The organism is Microvirga tunisiensis, from assembly GCF_009296175.1.
Lineage (GTDB): Bacteria > Pseudomonadota > Alphaproteobacteria > Rhizobiales > Beijerinckiaceae > Microvirga > Microvirga tunisiensis.
The window spans coordinates 1-13,557 of the sequence record NZ_VOSK01000053.1 but is presented as its reverse complement, the minus strand read 5'-3'; the positions used below and the strand labels follow the sequence as shown (position 1 = coordinate 13,557).

The window sequence follows — 13,557 nt, the reverse complement described above, 5'->3', positions numbered from 1 at the left end:
CTTAAATCCTCTTCATGACCAGAGCGGCCCTCCTGAACGGTTTTCGCCTCATCATCGCCCTCGCGGTGATGCTGAGCGCGTTCCCGTCCCTGCGAGCGGCCCCGGGCATGCACGATGTCGGAATGGCCCAGGCGGTGGACGCCGGCCTAACACCTGGGGATCCCTCGGATTGGGTCGGGCATGGGCACAGCCATGACGACGATGAGACCGATCCGGATCATCGGCCTGGCCACGGTCCCGAGCACAAGGACCACTCCCACGTCACGATGGGGCTCGCGGCTGCGCCGGCATCCTTAAAGGCCCCGGACGGCAAGTCTCTGCGCCTTTGGGAGCAGGGCCGCCCGTCATCCCATCTCTCGTTCCGCCTCGATCGGCCACCGTGTCCCTTGTTCGCCGCCTGATCCCGCAGGCTGCCTGAGCGCGGCCATTCTCGACGAACGAACAACGGACCCTTCCCTATGCACAGACCTCTTTCCGGAGGCTGGTCGTGGCCGCCTGCCGTGCGCCCGCCGACCGCCATCTTTGCGCTCACCGCAGCCCTCCTGATGCTCCCGCTCTCCGGCCTGGAGGCGCTCGCCCATGCCGTCGCCGAGGGCGACAAGGGCTACATCCAGGAGATCACCGGGGTTCACCTGATCCCCTTCGTCTACCTCGGCGCCAAGCACATGGTGACCGGCTACGACCACATCCTGTTCCTGCTCGGCGTGATCTTCTTCCTCTACCGGGCCAAGGACATCGGCCTCTACGTCAGCCTGTTCGCCATCGGCCACTCGGTGACGATGATCTTCGGCGTGCTCTACGGGGTCAGTGTCAGCGCCTACCTGATCGACGCCATCATCGGTTTCTCGGTCGTCTACAAGGCCCTCGATAACCTCGGCGCCTTCCAGCGCTGGTTCGGCTTCCAGCCCAACACAAAGCTGGCCACCCTGATCTTCGGCCTATTCCACGGCTTCGGCCTCGCGGCGAAGATCCAGGAGTACGATGTCTCGCCCGACGGGCTGCTGCCGAACCTTTTGGCCTTCAATGTCGGGGTCGAGATCGGCCAGCTCCTCGCGCTGTCCGCGATCCTGATCCTGATGGGCTACTGGCGCCGCACAGACGGGTTCTTCCGTCACGCCTACACCGCCAACGTCGCGATGATGAGCGCCGGGTTCGTGCTGATCGGCATGCAGCTCACGGGCTACTTCGTCGCGACACCTGCCGCCTGATCCCTCAACCTCAAGGAACACACCGATGTACAACACCGACATGCCGACCCGCGCCGAACTCCCAACTTCAGCCCAGCTCGTGCGCTCCACTCTCATCGCTGCCGGCGTGGCCGCGGCGCTCCTTGTCACCGTGGTCCTGCCGTCCGAGTACGGCATCGACCCGACGGGCGTCGGACGCGCCCTGGGGCTGGCCGAAATGGGCGAGATCAAGACCCAGCTCGCCGAGGAGGCCGAGGCCGAGGCCGACCGGGCCAAGGACCAGACTGCGCCGACGCCTGCCGCCCCTGCAGCCCCGGAGCAGCGCTCCAGCCTGCTCGGCTCGATCTTCGCCCAACTCGTGATTGGCTCGGCGCAGGCCCAGGCCCCGGCGGCCAAGTTGCAGGAGATCTCGGTCACCCTCCAACCCGGCGAGGGCACCGAGGTGAAGGCTGACATGAAGCAGGGCGCCAAGCTGACCTACTCCTGGAAGGTCGAGGGCGGCACGGTCAACCATGACACCCACGGCGCAGGCCCGGGCGGCAAGGAAGTTTCCTACTCCAAGGGCCGCGGCGTTCCCGGTGACGAGGGCGAGATCACGGCGGGCTTCGACGGCGGCCATGGCTGGTTCTGGCGCAACCGCGGCTCTGCCCCGGTCACGGTCAAGCTGACCGCGAGCGGCGACTTCGGCAGCCTCAAGCAGGCGAAGTAAGCAGGCTTCCCTGTGCGGTCACTCATGATCGCGCAGGGATCCGCGCTGGATCTCCCATGGAGCATCTTCTCGAGTATCTCAGCTTGGCCGGGACCGCGTTCCTGTCGGCGACGGTGTTCCCGTTCCAGTCGGAGGTGGTCCTGGCCGGCATGCCGCTGGCCGACCACTACCACGTCTGGGTGCTGGTTCTGGCCGCCAGCCTCGGCAACATCCTGGGTTCCTGTGTGAACTGGTACCTGGGGCGCTTCATCACCCGGTTCGAGGGCCGGCGCTGGTTCCCGCTCACTCAGAAGCAGGTCACCAAACCGGAGGGCTGGTATCGCCGCTATGGGCGCTGGTCCCTGCTATTGTCCTGGATGCCGGTGATCGGGGACCCGCTCACCATCGTGGCAGGGATCCTGCGCGAGCCTTTGCCAGTGTTCATCGCCCTGATTGTGGTGGCGAAGACAGCACGATATCTCGTCGTCGCGGCTTTGGCGCTCGGTTGGGCGTAGGCTCGGTCCACCCCGAGGAGACGCGCAGGGGCCCCAGGACGGTACCATTCCGGCGCATCCGTTGAAATCATAGGGCGTGTTTGGGCTTTGCTTCTGGGCAAACGCCACCGGGTGTATGATCACCATTGCTGGCTCGAACAGGAGCACGTCATGCCGTCTGCTTCGCGTCTATCTGCCACGACTGTTGCCCTGCTTCTCATGTCGTCGACGTTCAGTGTCCAGGCGGAGCCGCTTATCTATGCTACGGGCGGTGTTGGAACCGATCTCCTTGCCATCGACGCGACGACTGGCGAAACCAAGGTGATCGGCAGCTTCGGTTATCCCGGCTCGGCTCCTCTCGCCTTCGGCACCGACGGCAAGCTCTACACCGTCACGGACTCGATGCGGCATGAGAACTCCAGATCGCAGTTGGCCAGCGTTGACCCGGCCACAGGCAAGGCGACGCCCATCGGCGAGCCGCTCGACAAGACGATCCGCATCATGGCCCTGGGCCCCGGTCCGGACGGAGGTCTGTACGCCAGTGGGGTGATGGAAAACCGGCTTTACCGGATTGATCCCCAAACGGGGACATTCACCGAGATCGGCCCGTTCAAGGGTGGCAAGGACGTGATGGACTTTGCCATCAATCCCAAGGATGGGGCGATGTACGCCACCACGACAACGGCGCTGTACCGGCTGGATCCGAAGGGAGCTGCACTGAACGAGGTGGCGCATTACGCGAACGTGCCCCCGAGCGTGATGGGCATCGTGTTCGACCGTGACGGCACGCTCTATGCCACCGACTACGGCGGGGAGAGCGCCCTCTACAGGATCGACCTCGCGACCGGGAAAGGTGAGAAGATCGCGAGCTTCCCGGAGCGCAATGTTCACTCGGCTGACATGAAGCCGCTTCAATAGCATCCCGCGTGCCATCAAGCTTGCGGATCAGCATCTGACCCGCAAAGTTCCGGCTGAGCGGAAGGTCTTCGTCTCCGTTGCGGCACATGAAACCGCGGGACACGGAAGCGCTTTGATGCCTCTAGGCTATTCGGTGTTCGTGTGACCGGTCAGTGAACGGTTGCCATGAGGCTCACTGAGCATAGCAGACTGCCTTCCGACGAAACGACTTCGAGACGCCACCCGGCCCAATCCTCAACGTCATCCATCGTGCGCCGCAGCTGGGCCAGGGTGTTCTGCACCTCATCCTTTGCCGTCGCAAGATCTGGAATGTCGAGCCCGGTGTGGTCCAGGAACTGCGTCTGATCGCTCACAAGGTGAAAGTAATAGCGCATGCAAGATCCTCACCAACTCGAACCGGATGGACATGCTGACAAGGTTTCGCCTGGCGTGGCGTTCTCCCGCTCGATCCTCATGCGTCCCTCCTTTTGTTGATCCGCGACCTGGGCGCATTCAGCGCTTCTGCGTGCCCTTTGAACGGGATCATATGCAAGAATCGGGCCAAGTGAGTACTCGCAAGGAAGCCTAAGGCAATCTGCCTGCTTGCATCAAAGCCGGTGGGGCAAATGGCCCAAGTTGGGGCAGATAACCCATCGCACTTCCGAAACCGGGTCAGTCCGGCTCGCTGTGATGTCCATGGGCCTGGTTGGCCAACATCCTGCATTGACGGATGCCCATGAGGCTGCGAGCCGAGGGCCGACACCTGCCTCTTCGCAGGTTAGGGCTCAACGATGACTTCGCCCGTCATGTTCGGATGATAGCGGCAGATGTAGTCGAAGGTGCCCGCCGCCTTCATCACCATGCGTCCGTTCTTTCCTGGCAGCACGTTGACGTCCCAGCTTTTGTCCTTGGCCGTTGCGGTGTGCGCCACGATGTCCTGGTTGGCCCAATCCAGCGTATCACCGACGTGCACCGTGACCTGCTTGGGTGCGAAGGCGATACCCGTCATGAGAATGGACTGTGTGGTGCCCGCCGGGGAGGCCGGACTGCCCAGCATCCCCAACGCAACGGCAGCCAGTATTGTCAACCGGCGCATCGGTCAGTCTCTCGTCACTGAGCCAAAGCCCCCGTCCGCGCCGGCAGGCTTTGGACAAGATGCTCGGCATGCTGCTGGTGGCCCTGGAAGATCTTGAGCCCGGTCGAGAGCAGGTCCTTCAACTCGCTATTGCTGGCGTTCGGGATCAGGGTGTTCTGGAGTGCGCCGTTGACCTGCTGATGATAGGCCACCTCGTTCTGGGCGTAGGCCTTGTCGAAGGCGGCCCCCTTGAGGGCGCTGAGTTCCTTCCGCTTGGCCTCGGCCTGCTGCAGGAGCTGGCGGCTGGTGTCGTTGTCCTCGGGTTTGACATTCAGCTTCTTCACCAGGGCGAGCGCCTTCTCGTTGACCGCCTTGTGGTCACGCACCATGTCATTGGCGAAGGCTTTGACCTCCTTGTTCTGGGACTGCTTCAACGCAAGTTCAGCGGCCTGGATGTCGATCTGCCCGGCCGTGTAGGCGATGTGGGCGATCTGCGGGTCGGTGATCTTTGCGGCTTGCTGAGCCATCGCGCTGTAGGGGGCAAGGCAGAGGCAGGCGCCGATCAGGGTCATGCGAAGTTTTGACATCGTGTTCTCCCTTCAATGGGATGCGGGTAGGCCGGGCCGGCATTGCTTACGGCATCCAGCACGGATACCCACCAGCCGCTGCATTGGATGCAGCCGCCAGAAGAAGGTTCCCGAAGTCGCGAACGAGAAACGAGATCTGCCCACGAGCACCCGACCCGCTCGGGGTTTATGGCTTCAGCTCCAGGCGCTGCATGACACGGTCGGTGACCCGGTTGCAGCGAAGCCCGTCGAACGGGAAGGCATCCTTCAGCGTCACCACGAACTGGGCGTGGAGCGCCTTCTGCAACAGCCGCCTTGCGCGATGGAGCCTTGTTTTTACGGTCTCCGGGCGGATGCCAAGATGGGAGGCCGTCTCCTCGATGCTCATCTCCTCGATCTCTCGCATCACGAACACAGACCGGAAGGCCTCCGGCAGGTCATCGAGGGCCTGCTCCACCAAGCGACGCAGCTGCGCCCGGCCTGCCTCGGCCTCCGGGTCCTGCGAGGGTAAAGGCTGCTGAAACATCAAGATCTGCGCTCGGCCATCGTCGATCCGCTCCAGGGTGCTCAGGTCGAGGATTTCGCGCCGGCGCCGTACACGCCCCAGGGCTTCGTTGAGGACGATGCGGGTCAGCCACGTCGACAGGCGGGCTTCGCCCCGGAAGGTGTCGAGGTGCGTGAAGGCACGGAGATAACTCTCCTGGACCACATCCTCGGCTTCGATGTCATTGCCTGTGACCCCACGGGCGACTCGGTAGAGCCGACGATTGTGGCGCTGCATGATCATGCGGAAGGCATCCGGACTTCCAGCACGGGCATAACTGACAAGATCGATGTCGGTGAGGCTCGTGAGGTCGGGAAGTGTTGTCCGGGTTTTCTGCATCTGACACCTGTCGTTTCAAGCGTTGGATGCAATGAGCCTCAATGAGGTTCCCGCCTGTGGCCGGTAGGGTGATCGAGGGCTTGCGCCGCAACGTGGACTGACGCTGCGGCACAAGGCGATGTCTCTACTTTTGGAGGTTGGCCGCAAAGAACTTCGATGCCTCGGCTTTCGCCTCGCGGTCTGCTTGCGCATCGTACCGGAGCGGCAGGTTGAACTTCTGGCCAAGCTCCGTGGCCTCGGGATTTGTGAAAGCGTGCACCGCGCCCGGATATTGGACCACCCGATACTCGGCCTTTGCCGCATCGAAGTCCTTCTTGAGCGCCTCGTACTCCTCGCGCTTTACAAAGGGATCATTGGCGCCATTCAGGACCAGGACCCTCGCCTTGACCGTACCCGGAGCTGGCGCAGGGGTGTTGAGGCCGAGCGAGGCGTGGAAGCCGGCCACCGCATCGAGGTCGGCGCCGGCACGGGCCATGTTCAGCACCACAGCTCCGCCGAAGCAGTAGCCGACCGCGCCGATGCGGGCCGGGTCAACCGAGGGATGTCCTGCAAGTTGGGTCCGGGCGGCGTTGAAGCGGGCCTCCATCACCTTCGGATCCTTCATCACGATCGTCGCGAGTGCGCCCGCATCGCTCGGATTGTCGGCAACTTTGCCGTCGCCGTACATGTCAGCAATGAAGGCGGTGTAGCCCTGCTGTGCGAACTTCTGGGCCTCGTTGTGGATGTGCTTGGTGATGCCCCACCACTCGGGCACCATGACGATGCCGGGACGCTTGCCCTGAACCGCATCGTCGTAAACAACGAAGCCCTTCATGGTGGTATTGCCGTCCTGGTAGGTGACCGGCTCCTCCTTGATCGCCGCGTGTGCATTCACTGTCATCGCCAGGGCGCACAGCGCTGCTGCCATCATTATCCGCATGAGCTTCTCCTGTAGGTTTCCGGAGACGAAGAGGGCGCTGACCGAGTCTGGCTTGACCGGTCGTCGCCTCCATCCAGCGATGATTGTGCCCCTTTTCGAGGCTCGTGGCGTTGGTTTTTCCGGAGGAGTGGTTGGAGCCATCTCGAGCTGCGGCAATCCGGGATATCAGTCGAGATGCCCCGCGAGCCGTCTTGAGGTCGACCGCTGGCTGTCCTGTCCTACCCCAGCCATAAACATTTTTACATAATAAATATGTAATTATAAACCTTTCGGCGTCTTGGAGTGTAAATTGCGGCCGGCTGCTTTACATTGAGCCGCAGATTCCCGCGTCCAGGAGAGCCGCCCATGTCGAAAGTGTATGTCATTCACGAGAACAGCGTCTGGGTTGAACCCCTTCGCGCCGCCTTTGACGAATTGGGAACACCTTTTGAGGAGTGGTTCCTCGATCAGGGTGTGCTCGACCTGCGCTCGCCTCCGCCGGAGGGCGTGTTCTACAATCGGATGAGCGCCTCCTCACACACGCGGGACCACCGTTATGCCGCAGAGTACACGGGGGCCGTGCTCGCCTGGCTTGAGCGGCATCGCCGCACCGTCGTGAACGACAGCCGGGCCCTCCGGCTCGAAATCAGCAAGGTCGCCCAGTACGAGGCTCTCGCTTCCTTCAGCATCCCGACCCCTGACACCCTGGCTGTCGTGGGGCGAGAGCACATCGTGTCGGCGGCGGAGAGGCTCGGCTTTCCCCTCATCCTCAAGCACAACCGGGGCGGCAAGGGCCTCGGCGTGCGCCTGTTCCTCAGCCGAGCCGCCCTGGAGGAGCATCTCGCTTCGCCGGAGTTCGAGGAGCCGGTCGACGGGATCACCCTTGTCCAGCGCTACATCCAGGCGCCCGAGCCCTTCATCACCCGGCTTGAGTTCGTGGGTGGCCGGTTCCTCTACGCTGTCCGAGTTGACACAAGCCAGGGCTTCGAGCTTTGCCCTGTGGACGCCTGTCAGGTTGATGCCGCGGTCATCGGATCGGCCGCGTGTCCGGCCGTTGCCCCCTCGGAGAAGTTCCGCATCGTGGAAGGCTACCAAAACTCGTTGATCTTGACCTATGAGCGGTTCCTAGCAGCCAATGGCATCGGCATCGCCGGGATCGAGGTCATCGTTGACGGGGAGGGGAGATCCTTCACCTACGACGTGAACACCAACACCAACTATAACCCAGATGCCGAGGCCCGTGCCGGCCTGTTCGGCATGCGGAGCATCGCCCGGCACCTGGATGGACTGCTGAAGCAGACGGCGACCGCCCGCGCGGCTTGAGGTTGGTCAATGCACTCCCGTTGAGACGGGATCTGCCGGAGCCGCATCGCCAATCGTGATGCAGCTCTCATCCATGGGGAGGGAGACAACCCATCAGGAGCAGACCGGCAGGGCGGTCTGCTCCTGATGGGTGTGCCACAAGCTCAATCGGGTCGTATCGCCGAGAGCAGAGCCGCACCCGGCATGGTCTGGAGCCAAACCGGCCGCAGAGGGCGCAGCCCCGCTGCCCTCTGCCATTCCTGGACCGCCTCGACCGACCATGTTCCAGAGGTGCTGGTCAAGGCGAAGTAGACATCCAGCACCGCTCCGAGCCTGCGGTCGGGCCGGTCCGCCTCAGCAGGCGAGGCGATCCGAACGGCATCCATCACCATGAACACCCCGCCCGGCCTGAGGGCGCGGGCCACCTTCTGCGCCAGCCGGAGATTCTGGTCGGCATCGAAGTGGTGGACGAGGTTGGCAATCAGCACCGCATCGTAGGTGTTCGTCCCGAGGTCATCCTCCAACGCATTGCCAGCCCTGTGAACCACCCGGCTTCCCATGCCCTCCCTTGCGAGGATCTCGGCCGCGGTCGGGATGGCCTCTGGCAGCTCCAGGATCGTGGCCGTCATCTCCGGATGGCGGCGGCACAACTGCACCGAATAGAAGCCATGGGATCCACCGATGTCGAGCAGGGCTCGGGCCGACTTGGGCGGCCGTGCCCGCCAAGCCAATTCCGTTGCCGGCGCGGTCGAGAAATCGCGCATGCCCCATTGGTAGCGACGCCACTCGTTGGGACCGAGCGTCCGGTGCATGTCCCGGGCCGTCCCGTCGTAAAGCCACTGGTCGAAGCCTTCGGTCCAGCGCCACTCGATCTCCTGGAAGTCGAGCTTGTGAACCACTGTATGTGGACTGTCGGCCAGCAGCCATTTGCGGAACAGACGGTTGAGTTCGTAACGCCCATTCCGAAATCGAAGATAGCCGTGGGCCAGAAGCGCATCCAGCACCTTGCCCGTTGCTCGAGGGTCGGTGCCGCGTGAGGCCGCGATTTCCTCGGCCGTGCGCCCGCCAGACTGAAGGGCCTCGAACAGGCCTGCCCTGGAGGCCGCCATGATGATGCGGGCGAACTGGAACGCCGCCTGCGTATCGGCCAGAGGCTTCGGACCGAGGTTCAGCCGCAGGGCCAACCACTCCAAGACGGTTTCCGCATGAGCACCCAGTCGCATGGCACCTCCGTCGTCCAGGCCACCACAACTGTACTGCAGCGAGAGAGCGGACCACCAGAGATGATCAAATCTAAGCGCCCTTGCGCTTCTGATAGGCAACCGCTCGCCGTTCACCCCTACCAGGGCGGGGTTGGCCGCCTGCCTCCCTGCACATGAGCGGCTACCCCTTCAGGAGAATACGCAATTGCCTCCGGGAGTAGTTAAACTTGGCCTTAGCGGCATGAATCAACAACAAGATGCCGTAAGCTGCGGGGGAGGACCTCATGACATCTGGTCATCAGCCGGCTCGAGCTCAACCAGACGTGGACGATTGCACTTACAACCTCTTCAGGAACAAGTGTCTTCCTGAGATCATCTGTGCCGTTCCGGAAGACCGCCCGGTACCAGCCTTCATTGGCTCGGAGCAATGGTCGTTTGAACAACCGCTCCGTCCGAACGAAGCGCGCCCGTCTGGCTTTGACAGCCAAGCTGCTCAGGCTGGGGTGCGATTTAACGGTTTTTATCTGTTCCACGCCTTGGCTGCGATCCCCGCTCTGGGAGCGTCTCTGGAGTTCGTCCTGGGGAATCTGTGATCGTGGGACTGAGGCCGCAGAGGCCCTTTGCTGTGACAATGATCGCACAGGAGCCGAAAGGGCCGATGGATTTGTACCACCTGCCCTTTGGATGACCTTCGGTGATGTGCCGCTTACTCTGCCGGGGCCACGATCCCGCGCCCTGATTCGCGGGATCCGAGGAAGTTCTGCAGGCTGAACGCGCCGGCGCCGCTGACGAAGTAGAACAGCAGGCCGCCGACGATGGCGAGGTTCTTGAAGAACTGGGTCTGCTGCTGTGCTGCCTGAGCCGCATCGGCAAAAGTCCAGAAGCTGTGGCTGATCAGGCTCGCGACGAGGGTGAAGCCGATCAGGAGAACGGCCGTGAGGCGTGGGGCAACACCCAAAATCAGCGCAATGGGGCCAAGGACCTCGGCGGCTACGCCAAGCACCGCAAGGATTTCGGGGAAGGGGACACCCTTGCTCGCCAGCATAGCGGTGAAGCCGGACAGGCCAGACAGCTTGCCGATCCCGGCCGGGAGGAAAAGGGCGGCAACAGCCAGGCGGGCGGCTAGAAGCGCCACATCGTTCGTGCGGGTCGTCATGGATTCTCCATCAGTTCTGCAAGTTCCGGGCGTGATGCTCACGGGCCCAACCAATGATGCTGCACTGCAGCAAGGTCTTTCCTGGGTAACACACGCCAGCTCAATGCCCAGCGATCTGGGCGACACAATCGCGTGAGGCAACACGCCGAGCCGGAGACTTCGTTTTGCAAATTTGCAAACCGCTGGGGTGAGCTCGGAACAAACCGGCGGAGCGACAATTGCGTGCTGGACCGATCGCCCGTGGTTTGGCAAGGGCTAGTCCCTTGCTCTCCTTCCCCAGGCTTCAATGACTGTATTTCGCTCAGATCTGGACGATGAGACGCTCCGTTGCCTTGTGGAGGCGCTCACAGTGAGCGGCCAGGCCGTTTCGATCTACGATGCCGAGGACCGCCTCCGGTATGCCAACCAAACTTACCGGGACATTTTTTTGGGAGGGCACCGGGGCTCGTTTACCTTCACCGACGTCCTCCGGTACGGCGCTCGGCATGGCATTGGCACCAAGATCAATGGCGGGGATGTCGAGGCTCTGACCGCCAGAACTTTGCCGCGGCGCCGGGCAGTGCCCCGCAGATCATTCGAGACGGATCTCCTGGATGGCCGCTGGCTGTGGATGGACCAGACCTCGCTGCCGAACGGCTGGGTGCTCACGGTCGGGGCCGACATCACGGCCCTCAAGCACAACGAGAAGACCCTGCGCCAGGCCCATGAGGCGGCCCTGACGGCCTCACACACCGATCATCTCACCGACCTGCCGAACCGGCGCCACATCCTGGACTTGCTTGACGAGGCGCTCGCTGAGGCCAGGCCGTCCGGTCGGAGCCTGTGCGTTGCCCTCATCGACATCGACCACTTCAAGGCAGTCAACGACACCTACGGGCACGATGCCGGCGACGCCGTGCTCCGGAACTTTGCCCAGGGGTGCCGCGAGCGGCTGCGTGAGGGGGGCTGGGCTGGCCGGATGGGTGGCGAGGAGTTTCTGCTGTTGCTGCCAGGCGTCAGGCTCAATGACGCCATCCTCATCATCGAGCGGGTGAGGGCGGGTTTTCCTGCCGAGACGCTCCCCGGGCATCTGCCTGATCTGCGGTTCACCTTCAGCGCAGGCGTGACGGAAGCCCTGCCGCACGACGACCGGAGTTCCATTCTCTACCGGGCCGACCGCGCCTTGTACGCCGCCAAGGCGGAAGGCCGGAACTGCACCAGTATCGGCTTTGAGCCGGAGACATCGATGTCTCGGAAAGCGTCTTCGTTCAACACAATCAAGTGAGGACTACCTGCCACTGAGCGCATCTGTTTTTGCGAAGAATTTGCAAGTAGAATCAAAGGCTAGCGGCAGGCCGGCGAATCCCGTAAGGGAGATCATCCCATTCATTGCTGGACTTGCCGCGCCGACGCTCAGGCGGTCCTACCCTGTTGAGTTTGAGCATGGACCGCCTCCAGAAACTGGCCGCCGGAAGCATCGTCGTCGGCATCGTCGTCCTGGGACTGAAGTATGTCGCGTATCTTCTGACGGGCTCGATCGCCCTCTACTCGGATGCGTTGGAGAGCATCATCAACGTGGTCACTGCGATCGTGGCGCTTGTCGCGGTGCGGACCAGTGCCATCCCCGCCGACGCAAACCACCCTTATGGCCACCACAAGGTCGAATACTTCTCCGCCGTGGTGGTCGGTGTCCTCATTGTCGTGGCGGCGCTCACCATCCTGCGCGAGGCCTACTTCGGGATCATGGCCCCGAAGCCCTTTGCCGTCTCGGTGGAGGGATTGCTCGTCAACGGATTGGCGAGTGTCATCAACGCCGGCTGGTGCTGGGTCCTGATCCGGCAGGGGCGGCGCTCACGCTCGCCAGCCCTGGTCGCGGACGGCAAGCATCTTTTGACCGACGTTGTTTCCTCGATCGGCGTGCTCTTCGGCGTGGGCTTGGCCGCGGCTACCGGCTGGGCCATTCTCGATCCGGCGCTCGCGGCCCTGGTGGCGCTGAACATCCTCTGGTCCGGCTGGGGCGTGATGCGGGAGTCGGTCGGCGGCCTGATGGACGAAGCCGTGCCGGAGAACACCTTGGGCCGCATCCGCGAGGTGATTTCGGCCAATGCCGAGGGCGCGCTGGAAGCCCACGACCTGCGCACGCGACAAGCAGGCAAGATGACCTTCGTCGACTTCCACCTGGTCGTGCCAGGCGAGATGCCGGTCTCATCCGCCCACAACATCTGCGACCGTATTGAGCGGGCGCTGAAGGACGAGGTCGACGACGCCTTGATCACCATCCATGTCGAGCCGGAGATGAAAGCCAAGCACGCTGGAATTGTCGTGCTCTAGCCGGAAGAGCATTGGCCCTCAGCTCGCCGACAAGGAAAACTCTGACCGGGTTTCGCCCCAGCTTGTCTACTGCGGCTCACGGGAGACTGCCGAGCCAAGAGGGCTACATCGGCGGCTCGAGCCCGCCCTTGCCCACGAGGATGCGGGACGCTTGCAGGGCTCCGTCCGGCTGCTTGGTTGCGGTGACGATCACCTTGGCACCCGGTGCAAGATCCTCGCGGGTGGCTGGAACATAAGTGACGATCGGCACATCGGGCGGAACGACGACCGTCTTTTCGCTGTCCTGATACTTGATGGTCAGCTGCCGTCCGTTACTCGCTTCTGTCACCTGCCCGATTGTGCCATTCGTCATGGAGCTCTTCGGTCCCAGATCATACTCGTGGGAGCCTTCCCCCGCCCCCCGCATGTTTTCGGGGAAGACCTGCACTTCCAGCGATGTCGCATGGCCCGAGCCCTGCTCGATCGCAGCGGTGCCAACATAGCTCCCAGGCTTGATGTCAGCCCACGAGGCCTTGGTGAGACCGGTGATGGGGACGTCCTTGGCAAGCCGGAGGGTCGCGTCAGCGCCACCTCGGGTCTTCACCTGCAGGGTCTCGCCATCGATCCGCTCGATGGTTCCCCGGACCCGCAGGGGTGGCGAGCCTTGCGCCCAAGCGGATGGCGCCACCACGCCGCCGGCAATGCCCAAACCGAGGACAAGGCTCCGGACCTGAGGAAGAATTCTGGTGATCATGCGACGCGTCTCCGGAGCTGATCGAAAACCTGCAAAGTCCTAGTACTACTGTGTCATAAACTCACGAGGCGAGCTATAGTCGGGAGATCCATCATGCGGAGGCGTGTGATGAACCTTCCTATCCCATCAGAGACGCGCGAGGCGCGGTTTGCCGCCTATGTTGATG

General features: G+C 62.9%; 16 protein-coding genes. 8 read left to right on the top strand and 8 right to left on the bottom strand.

The genetic code is table 11. The features are described 5' to 3' along the window. Positions 1-14: 14 nt before the first annotated feature. From FS320_RS15355 to FS320_RS15335, 5 genes are all read left to right on the top strand, one after another. Positions 15-401, top strand: a complete 387-nt coding sequence (locus FS320_RS15355) for a hypothetical protein (protein WP_152712725.1) — start codon at positions 15-17, stop codon at positions 399-401. A gap of 57 nt (positions 402-458) precedes the next feature. Next, the gene (locus FS320_RS15350) at positions 459-1,208 is read left to right on the top strand and encodes a HupE/UreJ family protein (RefSeq protein ID WP_152712724.1); all 750 of its coding nucleotides are present in this window, start codon (positions 459-461) and stop codon (positions 1,206-1,208) included. A 25-nt stretch (positions 1,209-1,233) separates the two neighbouring features. Continuing rightward, positions 1,234-1,896, top strand: coding sequence for a transmembrane anchor protein (locus tag FS320_RS15345; RefSeq protein WP_152712723.1), 663 nt, complete (start codon positions 1,234-1,236; stop codon positions 1,894-1,896). Positions 1,897-1,952: 56 nt separating this feature from the next. Continuing rightward, positions 1,953-2,390 (top strand): YqaA family protein, encoded by a 438-nt coding sequence (locus FS320_RS15340; RefSeq protein ID WP_152712722.1) that lies wholly within the window; start codon positions 1,953-1,955, stop codon positions 2,388-2,390. Positions 2,391-2,540: 150 nt separating this feature from the next. Beyond that, positions 2,541-3,287: a Vgb family protein gene (locus tag FS320_RS15335; protein ID WP_152712721.1), complete on the top strand. Its 747-nt coding sequence runs from the start codon at positions 2,541-2,543 to the stop codon at positions 3,285-3,287. 149 nt (positions 3,288-3,436) lie between these two features. Here the strand turns inward: FS320_RS15335 and FS320_RS15330 are convergent, their stop codons facing one another. The 5 genes from FS320_RS15330 to FS320_RS15310 form a co-directional block, all read right to left on the bottom strand. Further along, positions 3,437-3,661 carry a DUF6894 family protein gene (locus tag FS320_RS15330; RefSeq protein ID WP_152712720.1) on the bottom strand — a complete coding sequence of 75 codons (225 nt, stop codon included), beginning with the start codon at positions 3,659-3,661 and terminating at the stop codon, positions 3,437-3,439. Positions 3,662-4,044: 383 nt separating this feature from the next. Next, positions 4,045-4,362 (bottom strand): cupredoxin domain-containing protein, encoded by a 318-nt coding sequence (locus FS320_RS15325; RefSeq protein WP_152712719.1) that lies wholly within the window; start codon positions 4,360-4,362, stop codon positions 4,045-4,047. 14 nt (positions 4,363-4,376) lie between these two features. Next, the gene (locus FS320_RS15320; protein ID WP_420846737.1) at positions 4,377-4,928 is read right to left on the bottom strand and encodes a DUF4142 domain-containing protein; all 552 of its coding nucleotides are present in this window, start codon (positions 4,926-4,928) and stop codon (positions 4,377-4,379) included. A 166-nt stretch (positions 4,929-5,094) separates the two neighbouring features. Further along, positions 5,095-5,790, bottom strand: a complete 696-nt coding sequence (locus FS320_RS15315) for an RNA polymerase sigma factor (RefSeq protein ID WP_152712718.1) — start codon at positions 5,788-5,790, stop codon at positions 5,095-5,097. A 124-nt stretch (positions 5,791-5,914) separates the two neighbouring features. Next, the gene (locus tag FS320_RS15310; protein ID WP_244627158.1) at positions 5,915-6,709 is read right to left on the bottom strand and encodes a dienelactone hydrolase family protein; all 795 of its coding nucleotides are present in this window, start codon (positions 6,707-6,709) and stop codon (positions 5,915-5,917) included. A 345-nt stretch (positions 6,710-7,054) separates the two neighbouring features. Here FS320_RS15310 and FS320_RS15305 point away from each other — a divergent pair, with 345 nt between their 5' ends. Then, entirely contained in the window at positions 7,055-8,011 is a 957-nt protein-coding gene (locus tag FS320_RS15305) for an ATP-grasp domain-containing protein (protein ID WP_152712717.1), read from the top strand. A gap of 143 nt (positions 8,012-8,154) precedes the next feature. Here FS320_RS15305 and FS320_RS15300 read toward each other — a convergent pair whose 3' ends face one another. Both FS320_RS15300 and FS320_RS15290 read right to left on the bottom strand, forming a co-directional pair. Then, positions 8,155-9,213: a class I SAM-dependent methyltransferase gene (locus FS320_RS15300; RefSeq protein WP_152712716.1), complete on the bottom strand. Its 1,059-nt coding sequence runs from the start codon at positions 9,211-9,213 to the stop codon at positions 8,155-8,157. 685 nt (positions 9,214-9,898) lie between these two features. Beyond that, entirely contained in the window at positions 9,899-10,348 is a 450-nt protein-coding gene (locus FS320_RS15290) for a DoxX family protein (RefSeq protein ID WP_152712715.1), read from the bottom strand. A 286-nt stretch (positions 10,349-10,634) separates the two neighbouring features. Here FS320_RS15290 and FS320_RS15285 point away from each other — a divergent pair, with 286 nt between their 5' ends. Further along, positions 10,635-11,612 (top strand): sensor domain-containing diguanylate cyclase, encoded by a 978-nt coding sequence (locus FS320_RS15285; protein WP_152712714.1) that lies wholly within the window; start codon positions 10,635-10,637, stop codon positions 11,610-11,612. Positions 11,613-11,770: 158 nt separating this feature from the next. Further along, entirely contained in the window at positions 11,771-12,658 is an 888-nt protein-coding gene (locus FS320_RS15280) for a cation diffusion facilitator family transporter (protein WP_152712713.1), read from the top strand. Positions 12,659-12,761: 103 nt separating this feature from the next. On the opposite strand, the gene FS320_RS15275 is transcribed toward FS320_RS15280, so the two are convergent. After that, positions 12,762-13,391 carry a hypothetical protein gene (locus tag FS320_RS15275; protein WP_152712712.1) on the bottom strand — a complete coding sequence of 210 codons (630 nt, stop codon included), beginning with the start codon at positions 13,389-13,391 and terminating at the stop codon, positions 12,762-12,764. Positions 13,392-13,557 lie beyond the last annotated feature (166 nt).